The organism is Pseudomonas sp. MYb2 (assembly GCF_002979955.1).
GTDB lineage: Bacteria > Pseudomonadota > Gammaproteobacteria > Pseudomonadales > Pseudomonadaceae > Aquipseudomonas.
Window position 1 is genome coordinate 21797 of the sequence record NZ_PCQC01000021.1, and the last position, 25402, is coordinate 47198.

General features: G+C 56.5%; 38 protein-coding genes. 30 read left to right on the forward strand and 8 right to left on the reverse strand.

Annotated elements, in window-relative coordinates:
• Positions 1-5: 5 nt before the first annotated feature.
• The 28 genes from rplD (at position 6) to bfr (ending at position 14978) form a co-directional block, all read left to right on the forward strand.
• Positions 6-608: a 50S ribosomal protein L4 gene (gene rplD / locus CQ009_RS25310; RefSeq protein ID WP_007918468.1), complete on the forward strand. Its 603-nt coding sequence runs from the start codon at positions 6-8 to the stop codon at positions 606-608.
• The gene (gene rplW / locus CQ009_RS25315; RefSeq protein WP_002555488.1) at positions 605-904 is read left to right on the forward strand and encodes a 50S ribosomal protein L23; all 300 of its coding nucleotides are present in this window, start codon (positions 605-607) and stop codon (positions 902-904) included. Before rplD ends, rplW begins: the two co-directional genes overlap by 4 nt.
• Before the next feature lie 14 nt (positions 905-918).
• Positions 919-1743, forward strand: a complete 825-nt coding sequence (gene rplB / locus CQ009_RS25320) for a 50S ribosomal protein L2 (RefSeq protein WP_003228734.1) — start codon at positions 919-921, stop codon at positions 1741-1743.
• A 16-nt stretch (positions 1744-1759) separates the two neighbouring features.
• Positions 1760-2035 (forward strand): 30S ribosomal protein S19, encoded by a 276-nt coding sequence (gene rpsS / locus CQ009_RS25325; protein ID WP_011336172.1) that lies wholly within the window; start codon positions 1760-1762, stop codon positions 2033-2035.
• Between the two features lie 11 nt (positions 2036-2046).
• Positions 2047-2379 (forward strand): 50S ribosomal protein L22, encoded by a 333-nt coding sequence (rplV, locus tag CQ009_RS25330; protein ID WP_003103908.1) that lies wholly within the window; start codon positions 2047-2049, stop codon positions 2377-2379.
• A 13-nt stretch (positions 2380-2392) separates the two neighbouring features.
• On the forward strand, positions 2393-3079 hold the full coding sequence (gene rpsC / locus CQ009_RS25335; protein ID WP_003176422.1) for a 30S ribosomal protein S3: 687 nt from the start codon (positions 2393-2395) through the stop codon (positions 3077-3079).
• Positions 3080-3091: 12 nt separating this feature from the next.
• A complete protein-coding gene (gene rplP / locus CQ009_RS25340) occupies positions 3092-3505 on the forward strand; it encodes a 50S ribosomal protein L16 (protein WP_007896757.1) in 414 nt (137 codons plus the stop codon).
• Complete coding sequence (rpmC, locus tag CQ009_RS25345) at positions 3505-3696, forward strand: 50S ribosomal protein L29 (protein ID WP_002555481.1); 192 nt, start codon at positions 3505-3507, stop codon at positions 3694-3696. The genes rplP and rpmC overlap by 1 nt, the downstream gene beginning before the upstream one ends.
• A gap of 2 nt (positions 3697-3698) precedes the next feature.
• Positions 3699-3965: a 30S ribosomal protein S17 gene (gene rpsQ, locus CQ009_RS25350; RefSeq protein ID WP_003176419.1), complete on the forward strand. Its 267-nt coding sequence runs from the start codon at positions 3699-3701 to the stop codon at positions 3963-3965.
• Positions 3966-3988: 23 nt separating this feature from the next.
• Positions 3989-4357 carry a 50S ribosomal protein L14 gene (gene rplN, locus CQ009_RS25355; RefSeq protein WP_002555479.1) on the forward strand — a complete coding sequence of 123 codons (369 nt, stop codon included), beginning with the start codon at positions 3989-3991 and terminating at the stop codon, positions 4355-4357.
• Positions 4358-4368: 11 nt separating this feature from the next.
• Positions 4369-4683: a 50S ribosomal protein L24 gene (gene rplX / locus CQ009_RS25360; protein WP_003176416.1), complete on the forward strand. Its 315-nt coding sequence runs from the start codon at positions 4369-4371 to the stop codon at positions 4681-4683.
• Between the two features lie 20 nt (positions 4684-4703).
• Positions 4704-5243, forward strand: a complete 540-nt coding sequence (gene rplE / locus CQ009_RS25365; protein WP_003176415.1) for a 50S ribosomal protein L5 — start codon at positions 4704-4706, stop codon at positions 5241-5243.
• A gap of 13 nt (positions 5244-5256) precedes the next feature.
• Complete coding sequence (rpsN, locus tag CQ009_RS25370; protein WP_003228726.1) at positions 5257-5562, forward strand: 30S ribosomal protein S14; 306 nt, start codon at positions 5257-5259, stop codon at positions 5560-5562.
• A 209-nt stretch (positions 5563-5771) separates the two neighbouring features.
• Positions 5772-6164, forward strand: coding sequence for a 30S ribosomal protein S8 (gene rpsH / locus CQ009_RS25375; protein WP_016772944.1), 393 nt, complete (start codon positions 5772-5774; stop codon positions 6162-6164).
• A gap of 12 nt (positions 6165-6176) precedes the next feature.
• Positions 6177-6710 carry a 50S ribosomal protein L6 gene (rplF, locus tag CQ009_RS25380; RefSeq protein WP_003176412.1) on the forward strand — a complete coding sequence of 178 codons (534 nt, stop codon included), beginning with the start codon at positions 6177-6179 and terminating at the stop codon, positions 6708-6710.
• A 10-nt stretch (positions 6711-6720) separates the two neighbouring features.
• The gene (gene rplR, locus CQ009_RS25385; RefSeq protein WP_003186037.1) at positions 6721-7071 is read left to right on the forward strand and encodes a 50S ribosomal protein L18; all 351 of its coding nucleotides are present in this window, start codon (positions 6721-6723) and stop codon (positions 7069-7071) included.
• 3 nt (positions 7072-7074) lie between these two features.
• A complete protein-coding gene (gene rpsE, locus CQ009_RS25390; RefSeq protein ID WP_064392263.1) occupies positions 7075-7575 on the forward strand; it encodes a 30S ribosomal protein S5 in 501 nt (166 codons plus the stop codon).
• A gap of 2 nt (positions 7576-7577) precedes the next feature.
• Positions 7578-7754, forward strand: a complete 177-nt coding sequence (gene rpmD, locus CQ009_RS25395) for a 50S ribosomal protein L30 (RefSeq protein WP_003176408.1) — start codon at positions 7578-7580, stop codon at positions 7752-7754.
• Positions 7755-7757: 3 nt separating this feature from the next.
• Complete coding sequence (gene rplO, locus CQ009_RS25400; protein WP_011336169.1) at positions 7758-8195, forward strand: 50S ribosomal protein L15; 438 nt, start codon at positions 7758-7760, stop codon at positions 8193-8195.
• Positions 8196-9524: a preprotein translocase subunit SecY gene (gene secY, locus CQ009_RS25405; protein ID WP_003228718.1), complete on the forward strand. Its 1329-nt coding sequence runs from the start codon at positions 8196-8198 to the stop codon at positions 9522-9524.
• Between the two features lie 27 nt (positions 9525-9551).
• Positions 9552-9668 carry a 50S ribosomal protein L36 gene (rpmJ, locus tag CQ009_RS25410; RefSeq protein WP_002555468.1) on the forward strand — a complete coding sequence of 39 codons (117 nt, stop codon included), beginning with the start codon at positions 9552-9554 and terminating at the stop codon, positions 9666-9668.
• 129 nt (positions 9669-9797) lie between these two features.
• A complete protein-coding gene (rpsM, locus tag CQ009_RS25415; RefSeq protein ID WP_009045849.1) occupies positions 9798-10154 on the forward strand; it encodes a 30S ribosomal protein S13 in 357 nt (118 codons plus the stop codon).
• A 30-nt stretch (positions 10155-10184) separates the two neighbouring features.
• Complete coding sequence (gene rpsK / locus CQ009_RS25420; RefSeq protein WP_002555466.1) at positions 10185-10574, forward strand: 30S ribosomal protein S11; 390 nt, start codon at positions 10185-10187, stop codon at positions 10572-10574.
• An 18-nt stretch (positions 10575-10592) separates the two neighbouring features.
• Positions 10593-11213: a 30S ribosomal protein S4 gene (gene rpsD / locus CQ009_RS25425; RefSeq protein WP_003176404.1), complete on the forward strand. Its 621-nt coding sequence runs from the start codon at positions 10593-10595 to the stop codon at positions 11211-11213.
• A 22-nt stretch (positions 11214-11235) separates the two neighbouring features.
• Positions 11236-12237 carry a DNA-directed RNA polymerase subunit alpha gene (rpoA, locus tag CQ009_RS25430; protein ID WP_003186012.1) on the forward strand — a complete coding sequence of 334 codons (1002 nt, stop codon included), beginning with the start codon at positions 11236-11238 and terminating at the stop codon, positions 12235-12237.
• Positions 12238-12279: 42 nt separating this feature from the next.
• Complete coding sequence (gene rplQ / locus CQ009_RS25435; RefSeq protein WP_003176402.1) at positions 12280-12666, forward strand: 50S ribosomal protein L17; 387 nt, start codon at positions 12280-12282, stop codon at positions 12664-12666.
• Positions 12667-12906: 240 nt separating this feature from the next.
• The gene (locus CQ009_RS25440; RefSeq protein ID WP_105709066.1) at positions 12907-14361 is read left to right on the forward strand and encodes a catalase; all 1455 of its coding nucleotides are present in this window, start codon (positions 12907-12909) and stop codon (positions 14359-14361) included.
• 149 nt (positions 14362-14510) lie between these two features.
• Positions 14511-14978, forward strand: a complete 468-nt coding sequence (gene bfr / locus CQ009_RS25445) for a bacterioferritin (RefSeq protein ID WP_007918444.1) — start codon at positions 14511-14513, stop codon at positions 14976-14978.
• 66 nt (positions 14979-15044) lie between these two features.
• Here the strand turns inward: bfr and uvrA are convergent, their stop codons facing one another.
• Positions 15045-17879, reverse strand: coding sequence for an excinuclease ABC subunit UvrA (gene uvrA, locus CQ009_RS25450; protein WP_105709067.1), 2835 nt, complete (start codon positions 17877-17879; stop codon positions 15045-15047).
• A gap of 191 nt (positions 17880-18070) precedes the next feature.
• Between uvrA and CQ009_RS25455 the strand changes: the two genes are divergently transcribed.
• Both CQ009_RS25455 and CQ009_RS25460 read left to right on the forward strand, forming a co-directional pair.
• Positions 18071-19468, forward strand: a complete 1398-nt coding sequence (locus CQ009_RS25455) for an MFS transporter (RefSeq protein ID WP_105709068.1) — start codon at positions 18071-18073, stop codon at positions 19466-19468.
• 9 nt (positions 19469-19477) lie between these two features.
• On the forward strand, positions 19478-20002 hold the full coding sequence (locus CQ009_RS25460; protein WP_008081898.1) for a single-stranded DNA-binding protein: 525 nt from the start codon (positions 19478-19480) through the stop codon (positions 20000-20002).
• A 106-nt stretch (positions 20003-20108) separates the two neighbouring features.
• Here the strand turns inward: CQ009_RS25460 and CQ009_RS25465 are convergent, their stop codons facing one another.
• The 7 genes from CQ009_RS25465 to CQ009_RS25500 form a co-directional block, all read right to left on the reverse strand.
• Positions 20109-21266 (reverse strand): glutathionylspermidine synthase family protein, encoded by a 1158-nt coding sequence (locus tag CQ009_RS25465; RefSeq protein WP_064392249.1) that lies wholly within the window; start codon positions 21264-21266, stop codon positions 20109-20111.
• 2 nt (positions 21267-21268) lie between these two features.
• A complete protein-coding gene (locus CQ009_RS25470; protein WP_105709069.1) occupies positions 21269-21964 on the reverse strand; it encodes a DUF1190 domain-containing protein in 696 nt (231 codons plus the stop codon).
• Between the two features lie 17 nt (positions 21965-21981).
• Complete coding sequence (locus CQ009_RS25475) at positions 21982-22407, reverse strand: DUF350 domain-containing protein (RefSeq protein ID WP_064392245.1); 426 nt, start codon at positions 22405-22407, stop codon at positions 21982-21984.
• A 14-nt stretch (positions 22408-22421) separates the two neighbouring features.
• Complete coding sequence (locus CQ009_RS25480) at positions 22422-23072, reverse strand: DUF2491 family protein (RefSeq protein ID WP_105709070.1); 651 nt, start codon at positions 23070-23072, stop codon at positions 22422-22424.
• A gap of 200 nt (positions 23073-23272) precedes the next feature.
• On the reverse strand, positions 23273-23971 hold the full coding sequence (locus CQ009_RS25490; protein ID WP_064392241.1) for a PspA/IM30 family protein: 699 nt from the start codon (positions 23969-23971) through the stop codon (positions 23273-23275).
• 17 nt (positions 23972-23988) lie between these two features.
• Positions 23989-24657 (reverse strand): YjfI family protein, encoded by a 669-nt coding sequence (locus CQ009_RS25495; protein ID WP_105709071.1) that lies wholly within the window; start codon positions 24655-24657, stop codon positions 23989-23991.
• Between the two features lie 145 nt (positions 24658-24802).
• Positions 24803-25357, reverse strand: coding sequence for a cysteine hydrolase family protein (locus CQ009_RS25500; RefSeq protein ID WP_064392236.1), 555 nt, complete (start codon positions 25355-25357; stop codon positions 24803-24805).
• Between the last annotated feature and the right edge of the window lie 45 nt (positions 25358-25402).

Below are 25402 nucleotides of genomic sequence, written 5' to 3' on the forward strand. Positions count from 1 at the left end.
CTGACATGCAATTAAATGTAAATGACGCTCAAGCGATCGAAGTTTCCGAACTGACATTTGGCGGCGAATTCAACGAGACGCTGGTTCACCAAGCAGTCGTGGCCTACATGGCCGGCGGCCGTCAAGGTACCAAGCAGCAAAAGACCCGTTCCGACGTTCGTGGTGGCGGTAAGCGCCCATGGCGTCAGAAAGGTACTGGCCGTGCTCGTGCCGGTACTATCCGTAGCCCAATCTGGCGTGGCGGCGGTACCACTTTTGCAGCGCGTCCACAGGATCACTCCCAGAAGCTGAACAAGAAGATGTATCGCGCAGCGATGCGCTCCATTCTTGCTGAGCTGGTGCGTACTGATCGTCTGGTCGTGGTTCAGGATTTCGCTGTTGAAACTCCGAAAACCAAAGATCTGCTGGGCAAGCTGAACAACATGAGCCTGACCGACGTTTTGATCGTGTCGGACGCTGTTGATCAGAACCTGTACCTGGCTGCTCGTAACCTGCCGCACGTTGATGTACGTGACGTTCAAGGTTCCGATCCAGTTAGTCTGATCGCATACGACAAGGTGTTGATCACCGTGTCGGCCGTGAAGAAATTCGAGGAGCTGCTGGGATGAACCAGGAACGCGTATTTAAAGTTCTGCTTGGCCCGCACGTTTCCGAGAAGGCTACGGTTCTGGCAGACAAGAAAGGCCAGTTCGTTTTCAAGGTTGCTACTGATGCAACCAAGCTGGAAATCAAGAAGGCCGTCGAAAGCCTGTTCAGCGTGAAAGTAGAGCGCGTCACTACCCTGAACGTTCTGGGTAAGAGCAAGCGCACTGCTCGCGGTCTGGGCAAGCGTAATGACTGGAAGAAGGCAGTTATCTCCCTTCAGCCAGGCCAAGATCTCGATTTCAGCAGCAGTGCTGAGTAAGGAAGGGGTGCATCATGGCAATCGTTAAATGCAAACCGACTTCCCCTGGCCGCCGTTTTGTGGTCAAGGTGGTCAACCAGGAGCTGCATAAAGGCGCTCCTCACGCACCGCTGCTCGAGAAAAAATCGAAGACTGGTGGTCGTAACAACAATGGCCGTATTACCACGCGTCACATCGGTGGTGGTCATAAGCAGCATTATCGTATGGTCGATTTCCGTCGCAACGACAAAGATGGCATCGTCGCCACTGTCGAGCGTATCGAATACGATCCAAACCGTACTGCTCACATCGCACTGCTCTGCTACGCAGACGGCGAGCGCCGCTACATCATCGCCCCTAAAGGCGTGAGTGCTGGCGACCAGCTGATCGCAGGCGCTCTGGCTCCAATCAAGCCAGGCAACGCTCTGCAACTGCGCAACATTCCAGTCGGTTCTACCGTACACGGCATCGAACTGAAGCCAGGTAAAGGCGCACAGATCGCTCGTTCCGCTGGTGCTTCGGCTCAGTTGATCGCTCGTGAAGGCGTGTACGTTACCCTGCGTCTGCGTTCCGGTGAAATGCGTAAAGTCCTGGCTGAATGCCGTGCGACCCTGGGCGAAGTCTCGAACTCCGAGCACAGCCTGCGTTCGCTGGGTAAAGCTGGTGCCAAGCGCTGGCGTGGCGTTCGCCCAACCGTTCGTGGTGTTGCCATGAACCCGGTTGACCACCCACATGGTGGTGGTGAAGGTCGTACCTCTGGTGGTCGTCATCCGGTATCGCCATGGGGCTTCCCGACTAAGGGCGCGAAGACTCGTGGTAATAAGCGTACCGACAAAATGATCGTCCGTCGTCGCAAGTAAATAGAGGGATACGACAGTGCCACGTTCTCTGAAAAAAGGTCCTTTTATTGATCTTCACCTACTGAAGAAGATCGAAGTGGCGGCGGAAAAGAACGATCGCAAACCAATTAAGACTTGGTCGCGTCGTTCGATGATCCTGCCACAAATGGTCGGTCTGACCATCGCAGTACACAACGGTCGTCAGCACGTCCCGGTTCTCGTTAACGAAGACATGGTCGGCCACAAACTGGGCGAGTTCGCCGGTACCCGCAACTATCGCGGGCACGTGGCTGACAAGAAAGCCAAGCGTTAAGGGGTAAGGAAATGGAAGTAGCCGCTAAGTTGTCGGGCGCTCGAATCTCCGCCCAGAAAGCCCGCTTGGTCGCCGACCAGATCCGCGGGAAGAAGGTGGGCGAAGCGCTCAACTTGTTGGCTTTCAGCAGTAAGAAAGCCGCCGAGATCATGAAGAAAGTGCTGGAGTCGGCCGTAGCCAACGCCGAGCATAACGAAGGCGCAGACGTTGATGACCTTAAGGTCAGCACCGTTTTCGTCAACGAAGGGCGTTCGCTGAAGCGCATCATGCCACGTGCCAAAGGCCGTGCTGATCGCATCGTCAAGCGGTCTTGCCATATCACTGTCAAGGTTGCTGACAAGTAACGGAGTCGAAGAGATGGGTCAGAAAGTACATCCCATTGGCATTCGCCTGGGAATCGTCAAGGAGCACACCTCCGTCTGGTACGCAGACGGTCGGACTTATGCGGACTACTTGTTCGCAGATCTGAAAGTGCGTGAGTATCTCCAAGACAAACTAAAAAGCGCGTCCGTAAGCCGTATCGATATCCATCGTCCGGCCCAAACTGCACGTATCACCATCCACACCGCTCGTCCAGGTATCGTTATCGGGAAGAAAGGTGAAGATGTTGAGAAACTGCGTCAGGACCTGACCAAGCAAATGGGTGTGCCTGTGCACATCAATATCGAAGAGATCCGCAAGCCGGAACTCGACGGTATGCTGGTTGCGCAGAGCGTAGCTCAGCAGCTGGAGCGTCGTGTAATGTTCCGTCGCGCTATGAAGCGCGCCGTTCAGAACGCCATGCGCATTGGTGCCAAAGGCATCAAAATCCAAGTGAGCGGTCGTCTCGGCGGTGCTGAAATCGCACGTACTGAATGGTATCGCGAAGGTCGTGTGCCATTGCACACCCTGCGTGCCGACATCGACTATGCCAACTACGAAGCTCACACCACTTACGGTGTGATCGGTGTAAAGGTTTGGATCTTCAAAGGCGAAGTAATTGGTGGTCGCCAAGAAGAGCTGAAACCACAAGCACCAGCGCCTCGTAAAAAAGCTGCTAAGTAAGGGGTACGCCAAATGTTGCAACCTAAGCGTACGAAGTTCCGCAAGCAGATGACAGGCCACAACCGTGGTCTGGCTCAGCGCGGTAGCAAAGTCAGCTTCGGCGAGTTCGCGCTGAAGTCTGTAGCTCGTGGTCGTCTCACCGCTCGTCAGATCGAGTCAGCGCGTCGTGCTCTGACCCGTCACGTTAAACGTGGCGGCAAGATCTGGATCCGTGTATTCCCGGACAAGCCTATTTCCAAGAAGCCACTCGAAGTTCGGATGGGTAAAGGTAAGGGTAGTGTGGAGTACTGGGTTGCCCAGATTCAGCCAGGTAAAGTCCTGTATGAAATCGAGGGTGTTTCTGAAGAGCTGGCGCGTGAGGCTTTTGCCCTGGCTGCTGCAAAGCTGCCGCTCGCCACCGCCTTTGTTAAACGGACGGTGATGTGATGAAAGCGAATGAACTTCGTGAAAAATCCGCACAGCAGCTGAACGAGCAACTGCTCGGCTTGCTGCGCGACCAGTTCAATCTGCGTATGCAGAAAGCAACTGGCCAGTTGGGGCAGTCTCATCTGCTCTCGCAAGTTAAGCGTGACATCGCTCGCGTGAAGACTGTGCTCAACCAGCAGGCAGGTAAGTGATCATGGCTGAAGCCGAAAAAACTGTCCGTACGCTGACTGGCCGTGTTGTCAGCGACAAGATGGACAAAACCATCACCGTACTGATCGAGCGTCGCGTAAAGCACCCGATCTACGGTAAATACGTTAAGCGTTCGACTAAGCTGCACGCGCACGACGAAACCAATCAGTGCCACATCGGCGACAAAGTCACTATTCGTGAAACTCGTCCTTTGGCCAAGACCAAGTCTTGGGCGCTGGTTGATGTTCTCGAACGCGCTGTGGAAGTCTAAGGACTAGGGGTCGGAGAAATTATATGATTCAGACTCAATCCATGCTCGATGTGGCCGATAACAGCGGCGCTCGCCGTGTTATGTGCATCAAGGTGCTGGGTGGCTCCCATCGTCGTTACGCTGGTATCGGTGACATCATCAAAGTTACCGTGAAGGAAGCAATTCCTCGCGGTAAAGTGAAAAAAGGCCAAGTGATGACTGCTGTTGTGGTCCGCACTCGTCACGGCGTACGTCGTGCTGATGGCTCCATTATCCGCTTTGATGGCAACGCTGCTGTTCTTCTGAACAACAAGCAAGAGCCGATCGGCACCCGTATCTTTGGGCCAGTGACCCGTGAACTTCGTACTGAGAAGTTCATGAAGATCGTCTCGCTCGCCCCAGAAGTGCTGTAAGGAGATCCGACATGCAAAAGATTCGTCGTGACGACGAGATCATCGTGATCGCCGGCAAAGACAAAGGTAAGCGCGGTAAGGTGCTTAAGGTTCTCGCAAATAACCGTCTGGTTATTGGCGGTCTGAACCTGGTTAAGCGTCATACCAAGCCTAACCCGATGTCGGGCGTACAAGGCGGTATCGTCGAAAAAGAAGCTCCACTGGACGCTTCTAACGTCGCCATTTTCAACGGCGAAACCAACAAGGCTGACCGCGTTGGTTTCAAAGTAGAAGACGGCAAGAAAATTCGTGTCTTCAAGTCGACCCAAAAAGCGGTTGATGCTTGAACACTGCTAGGTAGAAGACCATGGCACGACTAAAAGAGATTTACTGGAAGGAAATCGCACCGAAACTTAAGGAAGAACTTAAGCTTTCGAACGTGATGGAAGTTCCACGCGTTACAAAAATCACCCTGAACATGGGTCTGGGCGAAGCTGTCGGTGACAAAAAAGTCATCGAGCATGCTGTTGCTGACCTGGAAAAGATCACCGGCCAAAAAGTCGTTGTGACCTACGCTCGTAAATCCATCGCTGGCTTCAAAGTCCGTGAAGGATGGCCGATCGGCGTCAAGGTGACTCTGCGCCGTGAGCGTATGTATGAGTTCCTGGATCGTCTGCTGTCGATCTCCCTGCCTCGGGTTCGCGACTTCCGCGGCCTGAATGCCAAGTCCTTCGATGGTCGTGGTAACTACAGCATGGGCGTGAAAGAGCAGATCATTTTCCCGGAAATCGACTACGACAAGATCGATGCTCTCCGCGGTCTGGACATTACCCTGACCACCACTGCCAAGAACGATGATGAAGGCCGCGCTCTGCTGCGTGCTTTCAAATTCCCGTTCCGCAACTGATTGGAGTAGGAAAATGGCCAAGAAGAGCATGAAAAACCGTGAGCTGAAACGTCAGCTCACCGTTGCCAAGTACGCCACCAAGCGTGCAGCGCTGAAAGCTATCATCGTCGATCTGAACGCAAGTCCAGAAGCGCGTTGGGAAGCTACCGTAGCTCTGCAGAAGCAACCACGTGACGCAAGTGCTTCGCGCATGCGTAACCGTTGCCGCCTGACTGGTCGTCCGCACGGCGTTTACCGCAAGTTCGGCCTTGGCCGTAACAAGCTGCGTGAAGCTGCAATGCGTGGTGACGTACCAGGTCTGGTTAAAGCCAGCTGGTAATTGCTGTCAAAGTCTCGATGTTCGGGTTCGCAAGAACCTGACCATCGGTGGCCTTGAATCTGAATCAAGCCCCTTTTGGGGCTTGATTCATTTCTGGGGTGTGTCTAGAATGACCGGCTCGCCTGAGCCCGTGTTTTTCATGCCCGGAAGTTCTCGGCGACAAGTAGTAGCCGCAAGGCTAATTTTTCTGTATTAGGAGCGTCTAGCCCATGAGTATGCAGGACCCGTTAGCGGACATGCTAACTCGAATCCGTAATGCCCAGATGGCTGAAAAGTCTGTCGTAAGCATGCCGTCTTCCACGTTGAAGGCTGCTGTAGCAAAAGTCCTGAAGGACGAAGGTTACATCGCGGATTTTCAGATCACCACCGACGCTAAGCCGTCGCTGTCCATCTCGCTGAAGTACTTCGAAGGCCGTCCGGTTATCGAAGAAGTGAAGCGCGTTAGTCGTCCAGGCCTGCGTCAGTACAAGTCCGTTGAAGATCTGCCGAAAGTTCGTGGCGGTCTTGGCGTGTCTATCGTCTCCACCAACAAAGGTGTGATGACGGATCGTGCTGCGCGCGCTGCCGGTGTCGGCGGCGAAGTTCTTTGCACTGTGTTCTAAGGGGGGATAAGCATGTCTCGCGTCGCTAAGAACCCCGTTAAGCTGCCAGCCGGTGTCGAAGTAAAATTCGCAGGCCAACAGCTTTCGGTGAAGGGTGCCAAGGGCACTCTTGAACTGAACATCCATTCGTCCGTTGAGATTGTTGAAGAAGCTGGTGAGCTGCGTTTCGCTGCTCGCAATGGCGATCAACAAACTCGCGCAATGGCCGGTACCACGCGTGCGTTGGTAAACAACATGGTCCAAGGCGTAAGCCAAGGCTTCGAGCGCAAGCTCCAGCTGGTCGGTGTTGGTTACAAAGCGCAAGCAAAAGGCACGGTTCTGAACCTTGCCCTTGGCTTCTCGCACCCAGTGGATTACGAACTGCCGGAAGGCATCACCGCTGAGACCCCTAGCCAGACCGATATCCTGATCAAGGGCATCGACAAGCAGCTGGTAGGTCAAGTGGCCGCTGAGATCCGCGACTTCCGTCCACCAGAGCCGTACAAAGGCAAAGGTGTGCGCTACGCGGACGAAGTCGTCCGTCGTAAAGAAGCCAAGAAGAAGTAGGGCATAGCAAATGACCGACAAAAAAGTTACTCGACTGCGTCGCGCTCGCAAAGCACGCCTGAAAATGCACGAACTCGAAGTCGTGCGTCTCTGCGTGTTCCGCTCGTCGCAGCACATCTACGCCCAGGTCATCTCGGCCGACGGCAACAAAGTCCTGGCAAGTGCCTCGACTTTGGATAAAGAACTGCGTGATGGCGCCACTGGCAACATCGACGCGGCCACAAAGGTTGGCCAGCTGGTCGCTACGCGTGCTAAGGCCGCTGGCGTCTCGCAAGTGGCTTTCGACCGCTCTGGCTTCAAGTACCACGGCCGCGTTAAAGCGCTGGCTGATGCTGCTCGTGAAGCTGGGCTGGAGTTCTAAGTTATGTCAAATAACGACCAAAAGCGCGACGAAGGCTACATTGAGAAGCTGGTTCAAGTTAACCGCGTAGCCAAAACCGTTAAAGGCGGCCGTATCTTCACTTTCACCGCGTTGACCGTGGTTGGTGATGGTAAAGGGCGTGTTGGCTTCGGCCGTGGCAAGTCACGTGAAGTGCCTGCTGCGATCCAGAAGGCAATGGAAGCTGCTCGCCGTAACATGATTCAAGTTGACCTGAACGGCACCACCCTGCAGTACGCAATGAAGTCCGGTCACGGCGCTTCGAAGGTGTACATGCAGCCTGCCTCTGAAGGTACCGGTATCATCGCTGGCGGCGCTATGCGTGCTGTCCTCGAAGTTGCTGGCGTTCAGAACGTTCTGGCCAAGTGCTACGGCTCGACTAACCCGGTAAACGTGGTTCACGCCACTTTCAAGGGTCTGAAGGCTATGCAATCTCCTGAGTCCATCGCTGCCAAGCGTGGTCTGACTGTCAAGGAGATCTTCTGATCATGGCTACCGTTAAAGTAACGCTGATCAAAAGCATGACCGGCCGCATCCCTAACCACAAATTGTGCGTTAAGGGTCTGGGTCTGCGTCGCATCGGTCACACTGTAGAAGTCCAGGATACTCCCGAGAATCGCGGGATGATCAATAAGGCTTACTACATGCTGCGTGTCGAGGGTTAATCGATGAAACTCAATGATCTGAGTCCAGCGCCGGGTTCCCGTCGCGAAAAGCATCGTCCGGGCCGTGGTATCGGTAGCGGTTTGGGTAAGACTGGTGGCCGTGGTCACAAAGGTCAGACCTCCCGTTCCGGTGGCACCATCGCTCCAGGCTTTGAAGGCGGTCAACAGCCGCTGCATCGTCGCCTGCCGAAGTTCGGTTTCGTTTCCCTGAAAGCCATGGACCGCGCAGAAGTGCGTCTGTCCGAGCTGGCTAAAGTGGAAGGCGACATCGTCACCGTGCAGTCCCTGAAAGATGCCAACGTGATCAACGTCAACGTACAGCGTGTGAAAATCATGCTGTCCGGTGAAGTGGCTCGCGCTGTCACTATCGGCAAGGGAATCGGCGCCACCAAAGGTGCGCGTGCGGCTATCGAAGCAGCTGGCGGCAAGTTCGAGGAATAAATGGCTAAGCAAGGTGCTCTCTCTGCGCTCGGCAAAGGCGGTATGTCTGAACTCTGGGCTCGTCTGCGTTTTCTGTTCCTGGCGATTATCGTCTACCGAATAGGCGCACACATCCCGGTTCCAGGTATCAACCCGGACCGACTCGCAGACCTGTTTCGACAGAATGAGGGGACCATTCTTAGCTTGTTCAACATGTTCTCCGGCGGTGCGCTGGAACGGATGAGCATCTTTGCGTTGGGGATCATGCCGTACATTTCGGCATCGATCATCATGCAACTGATGACCGCCGTCAGCCCGCAGCTGGAGCAGTTGAAGAAGGAAGGTGAAGCTGGCCGTCGCAAGATCAGCCAGTACACCCGCTACGGCACCGTCGTCCTCGCTCTCGTTCAGGCTATTGGCATGTCCATTGGCCTGGCGGGGCAGGGCGTTGCGTTCACTGGTGACTTTGGCTTCCATTTCGTCGCGGTATCCACTTTTGTGGCTGGTGCGATGTTCATGATGTGGCTGGGTGAGCAGATTACTGAGCGTGGTGTAGGTAACGGTATCTCGATGTTGATTTTTTCGGGTATCGTCGCCGGTCTTCCGAGAGCAATCGGGCAGTCTTTCGAGTCTGCGCGTCAGGGTGATATCAACATCTTCGCCTTGGTTGCCATCGGTTTGCTGGCAGTAGCGATTATCGGTTTTGTGGTGTTCATTGAGCGTGGTCAGCGTCGTATCGCTGTTCACTACGCCAAGCGTCAGCAGGGCCGCAAGGTTTTTGCTGCGCAGACAAGCCACTTGCCGCTGAAAGTGAACATGGCTGGTGTTATTCCGGCTATTTTCGCGAGCAGCATTTTGCTGTTCCCGGCTTCGCTGGGTGCCTGGTTCGGTCAGTCTGAAGGTATGGGCTGGTTGCAGGACATCTCGCAGTCGATCGCTCCTGGTCAGCCGTTGAATATTCTGCTGTTTAGTGCAGGGATTATTTTCTTCTGCTTCTTCTATACGGCGTTGATGTTCAATCCGAAAGACGTAGCGGAAAACCTGAAGAAGTCCGGTGCCTTTATTCCGGGCATCCGTCCAGGTGAGCAGTCTGCGCGCTACATTGATGGCGTTCTGACCCGCTTGACCATGTTCGGTGCTCTATACATGACGGCCGTATGCCTGTTGCCCCAGTTCCTGGTGGTTGCAGCAAACGTTCCGTTCTACCTTGGCGGGACCTCGTTGCTGATCGTGGTCGTGGTTGTGATGGACTTCATGTCCCAAGTACAATCGCACCTCGTTTCGCACCAGTACGAATCCCTGATGAAGAAAGCCAACCTGAAGGGTTACGGCAGCGGCATGTTGCGCTGAGTACCCATAAGGTTCGAGGAGTTGGTGATGAAAGTTCGTGCATCGGTGAAAAAGCTGTGCCGTAACTGCAAGATTATTCGCCGCGAAGGTGTTGTTCGAGTAATTTGCAGCGCGGAACCGCGTCACAAACAGCGCCAAGGCTGAGTGTGATCCGCTTGAAGCCCGGCAGCTAGTGCGCTGCCGGGTTGATTATTTGTTATTACAGCGATATTATCTCGCGCCCTATTTCTTGGCTTCCGGGGCGTAGGTAGCTGTCAATTGGAGTCCCACTGAATGGCCCGTATTGCAGGCGTTAACATTCCAGATAACAAGCACACTGTTATCTCGCTGACCTACATCTATGGTGTTGGTCGCACTACTGCGCAGAAAATTTGCGCAGAGACTGGGGTAAACCCAGCCGCAAAGATCAAAGATCTGAGCGACGAGCAGATTGAGCAATTGCGTGGCGAAGTGGCGAAGTTCACCACTGAAGGTGACCTGCGTCGCGAAATCAACATGAAAATCAAGCGTTTGATGGACCTCGGTTGCTACCGTGGTCTGCGTCATCGTCGTGGTCTTCCAGTACGCGGTCAGCGTACCAAGACTAACGCGCGTACCCGTAAAGGTCCGCGTAAGCCGATCCGCAAGTAATCGCCCACGCGAATCGACAGGAAATTAATCATGGCAAAACCTGCTGCTCGTCCTCGTAAAAAAGTTAAAAAGACAGTGGTTGATGGCATCGCCCACATCCATGCTTCTTTTAACAACACCATCGTGACCATCACCGACCGTCAAGGTAACGCGCTTTCTTGGGCTACCTCCGGTGGTTCGGGTTTCCGCGGTTCCCGCAAGTCCACTCCGTTTGCTGCTCAAGTAGCTGCTGAACGTGCTGGTCAAGCTGCGCTGGAATATGGCCTGAAAAACCTCGACGTTAACGTCAAAGGTCCAGGTCCAGGTCGTGAGTCCGCTGTCCGTGCATTGAACGGCTGTGGCTATAAGATCGCCAGCATCACCGACGTGACGCCAATCCCGCACAACGGGTGCCGTCCGCCGAAGAAGCGCCGCGTGTAATCCAGGAGATTGTAAAGAATGGCTCGTTACATTGGTCCAAAATGCAAACTCGCTCGTCGCGAAGGCACCGATCTCTTCCTGAAGAGCGGCGTGCGCGCGATCGAATCGAAGTGCAACATTGAAGCAGCACCTGGTATCCACGGCCAACGCCGCGGTCGCCAGTCCGACTACGGCACCCAACTGCGTGAAAAGCAGAAGGTCCGTCGTATCTACGGCGTTCTCGAGCGTCAGTTCAGCGGCTACTACAAAGAAGCTGCTGGCAAGAAAGGTGCAACCGGTGAAAACCTGCTGCAACTGCTCGAATGCCGTCTGGACAACGTTGTATACCGTATGGGCTTTGGTTCGACTCGTGCCGAATCCCGCCAGCTGGTATCGCACAAGTCGATCAGCGTTAACGGTCAGACCGTAAACGTTCCGTCGTATCAGGTTCGTGCTGGTGACGTGGTTGCAGTTCGCGAGAAAGCAAAAAACCAACTTCGCATTGTCCAAGCTCTCGATCTGTGTGCCCAACGTGGCCGCGTAGAATGGGTAGAAGTAGACACTGAGAAGAAGTCGGGCGTTTTCAAGAACGTTCCTGCTCGCAGTGATCTGTCCGCCGACATCAACGAAAGCCTGATTGTCGAGCTCTACTCCAAGTAAGGGCTAGAAAATAGGTGCATCCATGCAGATTTCGGTAAATGAGTTCCTGACACCCCGCCATATTGATGTGCAGGTTGTCAGTCCAACCCGCGCCAAGATCACTCTCGAGCCTCTCGAGCGTGGTTTTGGCCACACCCTGGGCAACGCGCTGCGCCGCATCCTGTTGTCCTCAATGCCCGGCTGCGCAGTAGTCGAGGCCGAGATTGACGGTGTGCTCCACGAGTACAGCGCCATCGAAGGTGTACAGGAAGACGTAATTGAAATCCTGTTGAACCTTAAAGGTCTGGCCATCAAGCTGCACGGTCGTGACGAAGTTACGCTGACCTTGTCGAAGAAGGGTTCGGGGGTGGTTACCGCTGCCGATATTCAGCTGGATCATGATGTCGAGATCGTTAATCCCGATCACGTAATCGCTAACCTGGCGTCTAACGGCGCCCTGAACATGAAGCTCACCGTAGCTCGTGGTCGTGGTTATGAACCAGCCGACTCGCGTCAGAGCGATGAAGACGAAAGCCGCAGCATCGGTCGCTTGCAGCTTGACTCTTCGTTCAGCCCGGTTCGCCGTATCGCATACGTGGTGGAAAACGCCCGTGTCGAGCAGCGTACTAACCTGGACAAGCTGGTTATTGATCTGGAAACCAACGGTACTCTGGATCCTGAAGAGGCTATTCGCCGCGCTGCAACCATTCTGCAACAGCAGTTGGCTGCGTTCGTCGACCTCAAAGGTGACAGTGAGCCAGTGGTTGTCGAGCAGGAAGACGAGATCGATCCGATCCTGCTTCGCCCGGTTGACGATCTGGAACTGACTGTACGTTCGGCTAACTGCCTTAAGGCGGAAAACATCTACTACATCGGTGACCTGATTCAGCGTACCGAAGTAGAGCTGTTGAAGACTCCGAACCTGGGCAAGAAATCCTTGACTGAAATCAAGGACGTTCTGGCCTCCCGCGGTCTGTCCCTCGGCATGCGCCTCGACAACTGGCCGCCTGCAAGTCTTAAGAAGGACGACAAGGCGACTGCCTGATCGTCGTAATCACCGAACGTAGTGTTTGGTAAGGAATGAACCATGCGTCATCGTAAAAGTGGTCGTCACCTGAGCCGCACCAGCTCGCACCGCAAGGCCATGTTTCAAAACATGGCGGTGTCGCTGTTCGAGCACGAGCTGATCAAAACTACTCTGCCAAAAGCCAAAGAACTGCGTCGCGTTGCTGAGCCGCTGATCACTCTGGCCAAGACAGACAGCCTGGCTAACCGCCGTCTGGCTTTCGACCGTACTCGTTCGAAAGCTATCGTTGGTAAGCTCTTCAACGACCTGGGCAAGCGTTACGCTACCCGTGAGGGTGGCTACCTGCGCATCCTCAAGTGCGGTTTCCGCGCTGGCGACAACGCGCCTATGGCGTACGTCGAGTTGGTTGATCGTGCTACTGCTGGCGAAGCTGTATCCGCCGAGTAAGACGTCAGTCTGAAACAAAGAACCGGGCCTAGTGCCCGGTTTTTTGTGCCTGCAAGAAAATTCGCTTTACGTACAAGCTTCTGACACAGGTCAGCTGGCACTATGGCTTGGGAATCATAATTAGTAATTTTCTATCGATAAGCACAAGTTAATGAATTTGTGGCTGTCACATTGATGATCAATACTTCCTAGCAAGCCGATTAGCCGGCAGTTTCAAGACTGACAGAGGAAGAAGACCGTATGAGCCAGATCAAAACGCTTACGACCGCCAGTGGCGCACCTGTCGCTGACAACCAGAATTCTCGTTCCGCCGGCCCCCGTGGCCCGCTGCTGCTCGACGACTTTCATCTGATCGAGAAGCTCGCTCACTTCAACCGTGAAAACATTCCGGAGCGTCGCGTGCACGCTAAAGGCTCGGGCGCCTACGGGACATTCACCGTGACCCGTGACATCACCGAGTACACCAGCGCCAAATTGTTTGCCGCGGTCGGTAAACAAACCCCGACGTTTCTGCGCTTTTCTACCGTGGGTGGCGAGCGTGGTTCGGCCGATACCGAACGTGATCCGCGCGGTTTTGCTCTGAAGTTTTATACCGAAGAAGGTAATTGGGACATCGTTGGCAACAACACGCCCGTGTTCTTCATTCGCGATCCACTGAAATTCCCTGACTTTATCCATACGCAAAAACGCCTGCCGCAAAGCAACCTGAAAAGCGCGCAGATGATGTGGGACTTCTGGTCACATTCGCCTGAAGCGCTGCATCAAGTGACCATTCTGTTCTCCGATCGCGGTATTCCTGACGGCTACCGTCACATGCACGGCTTCGGCAGCCACACTTACAGCCTTGTCAGCGCAAAAGGTGAGCGTCACTGGGTGAAGTGGCACTACAAAACCAAGCAAGGCATCAAGAATCTTTCGCCCTCCGACGCTGCACGCCTGGCGGGTACTGATCCGGACTACGCCCAGCGCGATCTGTTCGAGGCGATCGAGCGCGGTGACTTCCCGAAATGGCGCGTGTGCATTCAGATCATGACCGAAGCGCAAGCGGCGGCGCACTGCGAGAACCCGTTCGACGTGACCAAAACCTGGTCGCAGAAAGAATTCCCGTTGATCGAAGTCGGTGAGTTGGAACTGAACCGCAACCCGCTCAACTATTTCGCCGAAGTCGAACAGGCAGCTTTCGGCCCGAGCAACATGGTGCCAGGCGTTGGTCTGTCGCCGGATCGCATGCTGCAAGGTCGCGTCTTCGCTTACGCCGACGCCCATCGCTACCGTGTTGGTACCAATCACCAGCAATTGCCGGTGAACGCGCCACGCAGCCCGGTCAACACCTATCAGCGTGATGGCTCGATGGCGTTCGGCAACAACGGCGGCGCAGCGCCCAACTACGAGCCGAACAGCTACATCGAATCGCCCAAACAAGCTCCGCATTATGCTGAGCCTGCGCTGGCCTTGAGCGGCGCGGCTGATCGTTACGATCACCGCGAAGACACCGATTACTACAGCCATGCCGGTGCGCTGTTCCGCTTGATGAGCGACGAACAGAAGGCGCTGCTGGTGAATAACATCGCCGGCGCCATGGCTGGCGTTTCGAGCGATGTGATTGACCGTCAGTTGCAGCATTTCTACAAAGCCGATCCGGCGTATGGAGAAGCAATCGCAAAGCTGCTCAACGTACAGCTTAACGAAGTCTAAACGAGAAGCAGAACCGCCCTCATTTGGGCGGTTTTTGCGTTATTTAGGCTGCTTTTCTAAGAATATCTTCGCTTTTATTGCGTGTGACGGGTGACCTTCCAGTCAGGTTGGTTCAAACTACAGACTTTCAAGTAGGGAGATGTAGGGCGATGCAAGGCCACCCAGACGTAATCGATTACCTCAACACGTTGCTGACCGGCGAACTGGCCGCGCGTGATCAATATTTCGTTCATTCGCGGATGTATGAGGACTGGGGGTTCACCAAACTCTACGAGCGAATCAACCACGAGATGGAAGAAGAAGCAGGTCACGCTGATGCATTGATGCGTCGGATTCTGATGCTCGAAGGCACCCCGCGCATGCGCCCGGATGATCTGGATGTCGGCACCACTGTGCCGGAGATGCTCGAAGCCGATCTGCGCCTTGAGTACAAAGTACGCGCCGCACTGTGCAAAGGCATCGAGCTGTGCGAGCAGCACAAAGACTATGTCAGCCGCGAGATCCTGCGCGTGCAGTTGAACGACACCGAAGAAGATCACACCTACTGGCTGGAAAAGCAGTTGGGTCTGATCAAGCTGATCGGTCTCGAGAATTACCTGCAATCTCACACTTCCTGATTGCAAAACGATACAAAAAAGCCCCTGTCACTGATGAAGTGACAGGGGCTTTTTCATGTCCGGCATTTAAGCCCGATCACGGATCAGCAATGGCTTGAGGTAATGGCCGGTGTGAGATTGCTTCATGTCGGCGACTTCCTCTGGCGTACCTGTGGCAATGATTTGCCCACCCTTTGAACCGCCCTCAGGGCCGAGATCCACCAGCCAGTCGGCCGTCTTGATCACGTCGAGGTTGTGTTCGATCACCACCACGGTGTTGCCGTGGTCGCGCAGGCGATGCAATACATCGAGCAATTGCTGGATATCCGCAAAATGCAGGCCGGTGGTCGGCTCATCGAGGATGTACAGGGTCTTGCCGGTGTCACGCTTGGACAGTTCACGAGACAACTTGACCCGCTGTGCTTCACCACCGGACAACGTCGTCGCCGACTGCCCGAGCTTGATGTACGACAGGCCGACGTCCATCAACGTTTGCAGCTTGCGCGCCAGCGCCGGCACCGCGTCGAAGAACACCCGGGCTTCCTCGATGGTCATTTCGAGGGTTTCGTGGATGCTCTTGCCCTTGTATTTGATTTCAAGGGTTTCGCGGTTGTAACGCTTGCTCTTGCACACGTCGCACGGCACGTAGATGTCCGGCAGGAAGTGCATCTCGACTTTGATCAGGCCATCGCCCTGACACGCTTCGCAACGGCCACCCTTGACGTTGAACGAGAAACGCCCCGGGCCGTAGCCGCGGGAGCGTGATTCCGGTACGCCAGCGAACAGCTCGCGGATGGGGGTGAACAGACCGGTATATGTCGCAGGGTTGGAGCGCGGTGTACGACCGATAGGGCTCTGGTCGATGTCGACGACTTTGTCGAGATGTTCCAGGCCTTTGATGCTGTCGTGTGCTGCCGCTTCCAGTGTCGTCGCGCCATTGAGTGCGGTGGCGCTCAGCGGGAACAGCGTATTGTTGATCAGCGTCGATTTGCCCGAGCCGGACACGCCGGTCACGCATGTGAGCAAGCCAATCGGGATTTCCAGATCGACATTGCGCAGGTTGTTGCCGCGTGCGCCCTTGAGCGACAGCGTCAGCTTCTTGTTGCGCGGCGTGCGTTTGGCCGGCACTTCAATCTTCACCCGACCTGACAGGTATTTACCGGTCAGGGAGTCCGGGTGTGCCATGACTTCGGCCGGCGTACCTTCGGCAACGATCTGCCCGCCATGCACACCGGCACCCGGACCGATATCCACCACGTAGTCGGCCAGGCGAATCGCGTCCTCGTCGTGCTCGACCACAATCACCGTGTTGCCGATATCGCGAAGGTGCTTGAGCGTGCCGAGCAACCGGTCGTTGTCACGTTGGTGCAAGCCAATGGACGGCTCGTCGAGGATGTACAAGACACCGACAAGACCCGCACCGATCTGGCTGGCCAGACGAATCCGCTGCGCCTCGCCACCGGACAGCGTGTCAGCGCTGCGATCCAGCGACAGGTAATCCAGACCAACGTTGACCAGGAACTGCAGACGCTCGCGGATTTCCTTGAGGATCTTGTCGGCAATTTCACCGCGACGACCAGTCATCTTCAGCTCGCCGAAGTAAACGCAGGCATCGCCGATCGGCAGGTTGGTTACCGCAGGCAGGGTCTTCTCGCCTACCCATACATGTCGCGCTTCACGACGCAAACGCGTACCACGGCAATCCGGGCACGACTGAGTGCTGAGGAACTTGGCCAACTCTTCACGCACGCTCGCCGATTCGGTTTCGCGGTAGCGACGCTCCAGGTTCGGCACGATGCCTTCGAACGGGTGCGAGCGTTTGACGATATCGCCACGGTCGTTCAAATACTTGAAGTCGACATTCTGTGAACCGCTGCCGTGCAGGATCTGTTTCTGCTGCTCGGCGGTCAGTTCATTGAACGGTTTTTCCAGGCTGAACTTGTAGTGCGATGCCAGCGAGCCGAGCATCTGGAAGTAATAGACGTTGCGCCTGTCCCAGCCACGTATCGCGCCCTCGGCCAGGGTCAGCTCGCCGTTGACCAGACGTTTGATGTCGAAGAACTGCTTCACGCCCAGGCCATCGCACGTCGGGCAGGCGCCGGCCGGGTTGTTGAAGGAAAACAGCTTGGGTTCCAGCTCGCTGATCGCGTGGCCGCAAATCGGGCAGGCGAAGCGCGCGGAGAAGATCATTTCTTCGCCCGGCTCATCGTCCATCGGTGCGACCAGGGCGATGCCGTCCGCCAGTTTCAGCGCGGTCTCGAAAGACTCGGCCAGACGCTGCTGCAGATCGGCGCGCACTTTGAAGCGGTCGACGATCACGTCAATCGAGTGCTTCTTCTGTTTATCCAGTTTCGGCAGCTCGTCGAGCTCGCAGATGCGGCCATTGATCCGGGCGCGGACGAAACCTTGCGCGCGCAACTCTTCGAAGACCGACAGGTGTTCGCCTTTACGCTCGCGGATCACCGGGGCCAGCAACATCAGTTTGCTGCCTTCGGGCTGCGCCAGCACCAGGTCGACCATCTGGCTGACGGTCTGCGCCTCCAGTGGAATGTCGTGATCCGGGCAGCGCGGCGTGCCGACGCGAGCATAGAGCAGGCGCAGGTAGTCGTAGATTTCGGTGATGGTGCCGACCGTGGAGCGCGGGTTGTGCGAGGTCGACTTCTGTTCGATGGAGATTGCCGGCGACAGGCCTTCGATGGTGTCGACGTCGGGCTTTTCCATCATCGACAGGAACTGGCGGGCATAGGCCGACAGCGATTCGACATAGCGGCGCTGACCTTCGGCGTACAGTGTGTCGAAAGCCAGGGACGACTTGCCGGATCCGGACAGGCCGGTGATGACGATCAGTTTGTCCCGTGGCAGGGTCAGGTCGATGTTCTTCAGGTTGTGGGTACGGGCCCCACGTATCAGGATCTTGTCCAAAGTGGCCTCGCTCGGCGGGCGTCGAAAACGTAGGAGTATACGGGCAAATACTGGATGGATGCACACTATCAAACGAAGGGTTTTTTGCCTTGGATGAAGAGAGTTTCATCTATACGCGTCAAAGCGTCGCGATCTACCCCGTCTTTCGATGGGACTGGTAGAATCGCCGCCGGTTCACACGAGGTTTTTCCATGCACGATCCCCACAGCGAACGCATGAGTGGCAGCGAGACCCGCGCGGCGAGCGGTCTGGCCCTGGTGTTCGCCTTCCGTATGCTGGGCATGTTCATGGTGTTGCCGGTGCTGGCGACCTACGGCATGGATCTGGCGGGAGCGACCCCGGCCCTGATCGGCTTGGCCATCGGCGCCTACGGCCTGACCCAGGCAATTTTCCAGATTCCGTTCGGGGTTATTTCCGACCGCATCGGCCGTCGTCCGGTGATTTACCTCGGGCTGATCGTCTTCGCTCTGGGCAGTGTTCTGGCTTCACAGGCTGATTCTATCTGGGGCGTGATCGCCGGACGGATCCTGCAAGGTGCCGGCGCCATTTCCGCGGCGGTGATGGCTCTGCTTTCCGACCTTACCCGCGAGCAGCACCGCACCAAAGCCATGGCGATGATCGGCATGACCATTGGCCTGTCGTTCGCCGTGGCCATGGTCGTCGGACCATTGCTGACCCGCGCGTTTGGTCTGTCGGGGTTGTTCCTTGCCACCGGTGGCATGGCGCTGGTGGGCATCGTCATTGTGATGTTCATGGTGCCGAAATCGACCGGTCCGCTGACTCACCGTGAATCTGGTGTAGCGCGTCAGGCCTTGATGCCGACGCTCAAGCACCCCGATCTGCTGCGCCTCGATTTAGGTATCTTTGTGTTGCACGCGATGCTGATGTCGAGCTTCGTCGCGCTGCCTCTGGCACTGGTGGAAAAAGCCGGTTTGCCCAAGGAACAGCACTGGTGGGTCTATCTCACCGCGCTGCTGATTTCGTTCTTCGCCATGATCCCGTTCATCATCTATGGCGAGAAGAAACGCAAAATGAAACGAGTTTTGCTCGGCGCCGTGACGACGCTGATGCTGACTGAGCTATTCTTCTGGCAGTTCGGCGACAGCCTGCGGGCTCTGGTGATCGGTACGGTGGTGTTCTTCACCGCGTTCAATCTGCTGGAGGCCTCATTGCCGTCGCTGATCAGCAAGGTTTCACCGGCAGGCGGGAAGGGCACGGCCATGGGCGTGTATTCCACCAGCCAGTTCCTCGGTTCGGCACTCGGCGGGATACTCGGCGGCTGGCTGTTTCAGCATGGCGGTCTGTCGGTTGTGTTCCTTGGATGCGCGGGTCTGGCTGCCATCTGGCTGGCCTTTGCTGTTACCATGCGTGAACCTCCCTACGTGACGAGCCTGCGCTTGCCGTTGTCGCCCGAGGCGATCCGCGAAGCGGGTCTGGTCGAGCGCCTCAAGGCCCTCGTAGGGGTAACCGATGCAGTGATAGTTGCTGACGAAGCGGCTGTTTACATCAAACTGGACAAAGAATTAGTGGATCGCGACACCCTCGAACGCCTGGTGAACAACCCGGCCGGGGCTGCTTGCGAAGCCTAGGAGAACGTTATGGCCCGTGGGGTTAACAAAGTCATATTGGTCGGCACTTGCGGCCAGGATCCCGAAGTTCGCTACCTGCCTAACGGTAACGCCGTGACCAACCTGAGTCTGGCAACCAGCGAACAGTGGACCGACAAGCAAACCGGTCAGAAGGTCGAGAAGACCGAGTGGCACCGTGTTTCGATGTTCGGCAAAGTCGCCGAAATCGCCGGCGAATACCTGCGTAAAGGTTCGCAGGTCTACATCGAAGGCAAGCTGCAGACCCGCGAGTGGGAAAAAGACGGTATCAAGCGTTACACCACCGAAATCGTGGTCGACATGCAAGGCACCATGCAACTGCTCGGCGGCCGTCCACAACAGGGCGACCAACAAGGTGGCGGCAACAACTATCAGCAGTCGGCTCCGGCTCCGCGCCAGCAGGCTCCGCGTCCTCAGCAGTCGGCTCCACAACAGCGTTCGGCCCCGGCTCCACAGCAGGCCGCACCGCAACCGGCTCCGGATTTCGACAGCTTCGATGACGATATTCCGTTCTGATTCGCTGTTGTAACCGCCGCAAATAAAAAGGCCCGTCGCTTAAACGACGGGCCTTTTTTGTATGCAAAAATCTGTTGTTACCTCAAATCCCTGTGGGAGCTGTGGTTCAGTCGAGGATCAGGTGCGGCAGGAAGCGGCTCGAATCCTTGGTGATCAGACTGTTGTCTTCCCGCACCCCAATCCCCGCCGCCTGATCGCCAATCACCCATGAGCCGATCAGCGTGTAGCTGTCGCCAAACTTCGGCAGCGGCGCAAACTTCTGCAGGATAAACGGCGCGTCGGTGTACGGCCCGTCCTCTTTGACGATCAGACCGTCAGCCGTCTGCAGTTCAATGTTGGCGCCCTCGCGGGAAAAGTACGGCTTGCGTACCCAGCCCTTTGGCACTGCACTGGCCGGATCTGGATCAAGATGCGCCGCCAGCAGATTCGGATGCCCCTTGTGCATTTCCCACAGTAACGGCAACACGCCTTTGTTCGACAGGATCGCCTTCCATGCCGGTTCGAAAAACTGCGTGTCGCACTCGGCAATCGCCGCGCCGAACGGTTCGTGGAAAATGAATTCCCAGGCATGCAGCTTGAACAGATGCGGGATCCATCGATCTTGCAGATCAACAAAGCGACCTTCAGCCGTAAGGCCGATGTCTTCAATGTCGATGTGTCGCGATTCGATACCGACTTTTTCGGCGATCAAGCGCAGGTAATCCGTGGTGCCTTTGTCCTCGACCGAGTCTTTCATCGACGCAAAGTAAAACGGCCGCTTCAGTTGCAACTCGGCAAAGGCCTGGTGCAGTTTGGTGTCGATGCTGTTGAACTGGTCGGCATGGCGCGGCAGCGTGCCGCGTTCGATGCATTGCTCAAGCCAACCCCACTGGAACGCCGCCGCTTCGTAGAGGCTGGTCGGCGTGTCGTAGTTGAGCTCCAGCAGTTTCGCCGGGCCGTTACCGCTGTAGGAAAAGTCCATGCGCCCGTACAGATGCGGATGACCTTCCAGCCAGGAGGTGCGGATCATGTCGTAGTACGACGCCGGGATGCTCAAGCGGTCGAGCAACTCTTCGCTGCGCACGACGCGGTCGACCAGGTCCATGCACATCTCGTGCAGTTCGGTGGTCGGATCCTCGAGATCGTTTTCGATCTGCGCCAGCGAGAACTGGTAGTAGGCGCTTTCGTCCCAGTACGGTTCGTCATCGATGGTATGGAACATGAAGCCGAGACTCTCGGCGGTGTGTTTCCAGTCGGGGCGCTCGGCGCAGTGGATCTTTTTCATGATCAGCTGCTCGAACGGCCGGAACTGCTGCCCCAGCCACCCCATCCGCTGCGGGCAATGGACTGGCTGCCGAAACCGCCACGGGAAGTCGAGGAGGCGACGTTCACCGGTTTGCTCTTGCTGCTCTCATAGTCAGGCTGGCTGCGCGTGACCGGAGCAGATTCGACTTTGCGGTACTGCGTCGAGGTGTTGTAGGTCTGGCGTGTGTCGCGATCACGATAAACCGTGCGATTGGAGTTGTTACTCATCGCGTTGCCGATCAGCCATCCCGTGAGCAGGCCGCTGGTCGAGCTAGCGGAAGAATGAGTCGTGGCCTGTGCGGCTTGTGCGGCGTTGACGTCACCGGCGGGCATCTGCGCATCGGCAATCGCATCGAGATTCTGTGGCGCTTCAGCGTTCTGGCTGATTTTGAAGCCACCCAGTTTCGGCACGAATTTGCCGGACGAATTTTTCTGGCACCAGTCGGCGGCAAAGTCTGCGTCGCACTCGGCCTTGTCATCGTACGCCGGGGCGATACGACGGTGCTCGGTCAGGGCGGCGACGTAGGCGTTCGAGCAGACATCGGCGGCGACTTCGGCATCGACACACTGCTCGACACTCTGGAAGCTGCGTGGCTGATCGACTGCTACCGCTTCGCCGGAGATGGCCAGGGCCACCGAGGCGGCGAGGGACAACTGAACGTATTTACTGCGTTTCATCGAGGGCTTCCTGCCGGTCAGTTGGACGGTGTCATGCAGGCGGCATTGAGCATGCCGACGCTGATCGCCACCGCAGCGACATAAATGCCGGAAGCCACTTCACCGTTGGCGATGCGCTGGGACGTGCCTTTGAGGACCAAGCCTGTGGCGAGAAATGCCAGCAGTTGTACAACGGCCGCAATCACCGCCCAAAGCACGAAGTCGACGACATTGACCGAGAAGGCGATCACGTTACTGGCCGGAATCGCAAAACCGATGATCGCGCCGGACAGCGCAATCGCCGCGGCGCTGTTGCCGGAACGGATCAGCTCGAATTCCTTGTGCGGGGTGATGCGTGTGTAGACGAATTGAAACAGCATGAACAGCAGCACGGCGCCGATCAGGTAAACGACGAAACCGACCAGTGCGGTCTTGTTCAGGGAAACGGCCAGCACTTCCAGCATGAAAAACTTCCTTTTTAAATGGTGCTCAAATCAGTCGTGTACAGCGAGATACCCAGAGAGGTGCTCAAGCTGACGGTGCCTTCTTCGTCCTGTTCGACGGAGAACAGCAGCAATTCGCGGCGATCGGTCAGGCCAGTGTCGCGGGCGTAAAGCATCGAGTGGTGTTCGATGGTGTAGCTTTCGTCCGGGTTGACCACTTGCTCGGTCATCGGTACGAGTTCGGTCTGACCTTGCTCGGTGCCCCATTCGCGGGTGAACCCGACACCGTCGTGGGTGTAAGCCGGGAGGCCGATCGGGCTGCTTGGACCCGCCAGGCGCTGCAGTTCGGCGTCACTGTTGACGGTCACGTAACTGAGGTAGTTGAACAGGGTGACCGATTCGATCTGGTCGTCGCCGGTGACGTGGATCTGCAGCCAGAAATCCTCGTCGTTCATGTAATAGCGGTGCAGTTTGTTGGACTGGCCGAGGTCGACCCAGCCGTGGCTCCAGATCGCCTGATCGAAGGGCACGCGCACCGTGGTCGAACCGTCGAGCAACAGCGCCAGCGTTGTATCGAACCTGACGGCCTTGCCTTGGGCCATGCCGAGTGGACCGCTGACAACGGTCGGTGTTGGCGCAGCGGTCTGCCAGTTGCTGGTGCCCAGCAAGTCTTTAAACCATCCCATGGGTACGTTCCTTGAAGCGGGTGGAAGTGTTCGTTGGCGAAAAAGCGTGGCTAGTGTACCGGGCTGCGCGATCAACAACACGCCACAAAACAAGTAGGAGTGAGCCTGCTCGCGATTGCGCCGGTTCAGACAACACTGAGGTTGAATGTTCCGGCCTCATCGCGAGCAGGCTCACTCCTACAAGGGTTTTGTGCAAACGCTTACTGAGCAGACTTTTGCTTCAGGCGCTCAAGAATCGCATTGGCGCTGCCTTCGTTCGGCGTGATGCCGGCGTCGCGCAGTTTGCGATCCAGGTCGTTGCCGGTCGAGGCGTCGGCCAGTTCATCAGCTGCACTCAGCTCGGCGGCGCGTTGCTGCTGCTTGGCCTGCAGGCGATTCAGAGTGCCGACGGCGGTTTCCAGTTTGCCATTGGCGCCGCCGCTGGCAATCGATGCGCTGACCTGGGCTTTCTGCACGCTTTCACGGGCCTTGGCCATGTCCACTTGCTGGCGCAGGCTCTTGATCCGCGCCTCGGCCTTGCTGATGTCTTTGCGCATGTTTTCGGCGTAGGTGCCGAACTCGTCGCTCTGTTTTTTCTCGGCGTCGAGGTCGTTGGTCAGGGTAGAAATCGCTTCGGCCACTTCCAGCGCGAGGTCTTCACGACCGGCGTTCAGGGCCGAAACAGCCTTGGCTTCGAGATCCTTGATCTTGGCGTCGTACTCGCTCACGCGGTCAGCAGCCAGTTTGTGCTTGGCCATGATGGTGACCAGTTCACGGCGGGCGTTCGACAGTGCGGTATCGGCGTCGCGGATTTCCTGGTCGAGGATGCGCAGGGCCTGTTGGTCGACGATTGCTTCGCCGACTTCATTGGCGCCGCCGCGCAGTGCGGTGAACAACTTGCTCCAGATGGACTGAGTCATTGGATATTCCCTGTTGATTACTTGAAGAAGTGTTCGAAGGCTTCACTCGCGCGCTGCACGTTGTCGACCAGGGTTTTCACCTCGGTGACGACGTTGGTCAGGCTCGAGTCGGCGCTGAGGGCGCCAAACATGTTGTAAACGGTCTGCCCGTTCGGCATCGACTCGATACCGATCGAGGACAGCGGGAACATTTCCCGGCTGCGCAACACGGCGTCGTTGAAAGTCGCTACGTCCGAGATCGAATCGATGTCCACCAGCACGGTGTCGACGATGATCTGCTGGCCAGCCAAGGCGATGTGAATCGGCAGACCGCCGAATTCGTTCATTTCCAGCTTGATGCTGGGTTCGGAGCTCTGGATCAGCGACAGCGTGATCTCTTGCGAAGCCACCTCGTCCAGGGCCTTGAGGGCGTTGAAGAGGCTATCGATGGTCCAGTTGTTGCCTGCGCTCATGTAATTCTCCGACATGAAAGAGCCAGCCAGAATCGGTTGGCGTAGCTGTTGCTCCATTTGCTTGAGCAAGCTTCGGTTTTCGGGAAGCACCCAAGTTTCGTGTTTCACATAACCGGCAGCGGCCAGGCCTGCGCGCATCTGCTTCATATAGAAGCTCGACGGTTTTTTCGCCGACGGTTTCGCGCGCTCTCCCTTCGGGCTTTCTGATTTCGATGTGGGGGAACGGCTTTTCATGGCAATGGCTCGGTTATGAACATCTCACGCGTGAGCCACACTACAACCAAATCAAAGTGCCATCAATGGCTCACGCGTGAGATTTTTATGACAGACGAAAAAAGGCCCGCTGGAAGGCGGGCCCGGATAGTTTGCAAGGTATGACTCAGTGAGGTTTTGCGAGGAATTCGTCGGTGGACACCACGCTGGCGTAGGCAAAACCCAAGGCTGACATGAACGCTGCGTGAACATGCGCCGCCGGCACGGTAAGGCCATTGAACTCCAGGTCGCGGCTGGCGCAGGCGTCGTGAATCACCGTAACGCTGTAGCCCAGATCCGCCGCTGCACGGGTGATACCGTCGACGCACATGTGGCTCATGCTGCCGACCACCACCAGTTCCTTGATGCCTTTCTCGTTGAGGATCGCTTGTAGTTCGGTTTCGCGGAATGAATTGACGAAGTGTTTGAGCACGACAGGTTCATCGGCGCGGTTGAGCACTTTGGGATGCAGCTTGGCGCCTTCAGAACCCGGGGTGAAAAACGGTGCGTCGGGGGAGGTGAATTCGTGGCGGATATGCACCACCGAATCGCCTGACTCACGAAACGCTGCGATCAGCCGCGCGGCGTTGTCGGCGGCGGCATCAGCACCGGCCAGCGGCCACTTGCCTTGGGGGAAGTAGTCGTTCTGGATATCGACTACGATGAGCGCTTGCTTGGCCATGGGTGTGTCCTCGATGGATTGGCTGGAAGTGGCTTCAGTATTGAC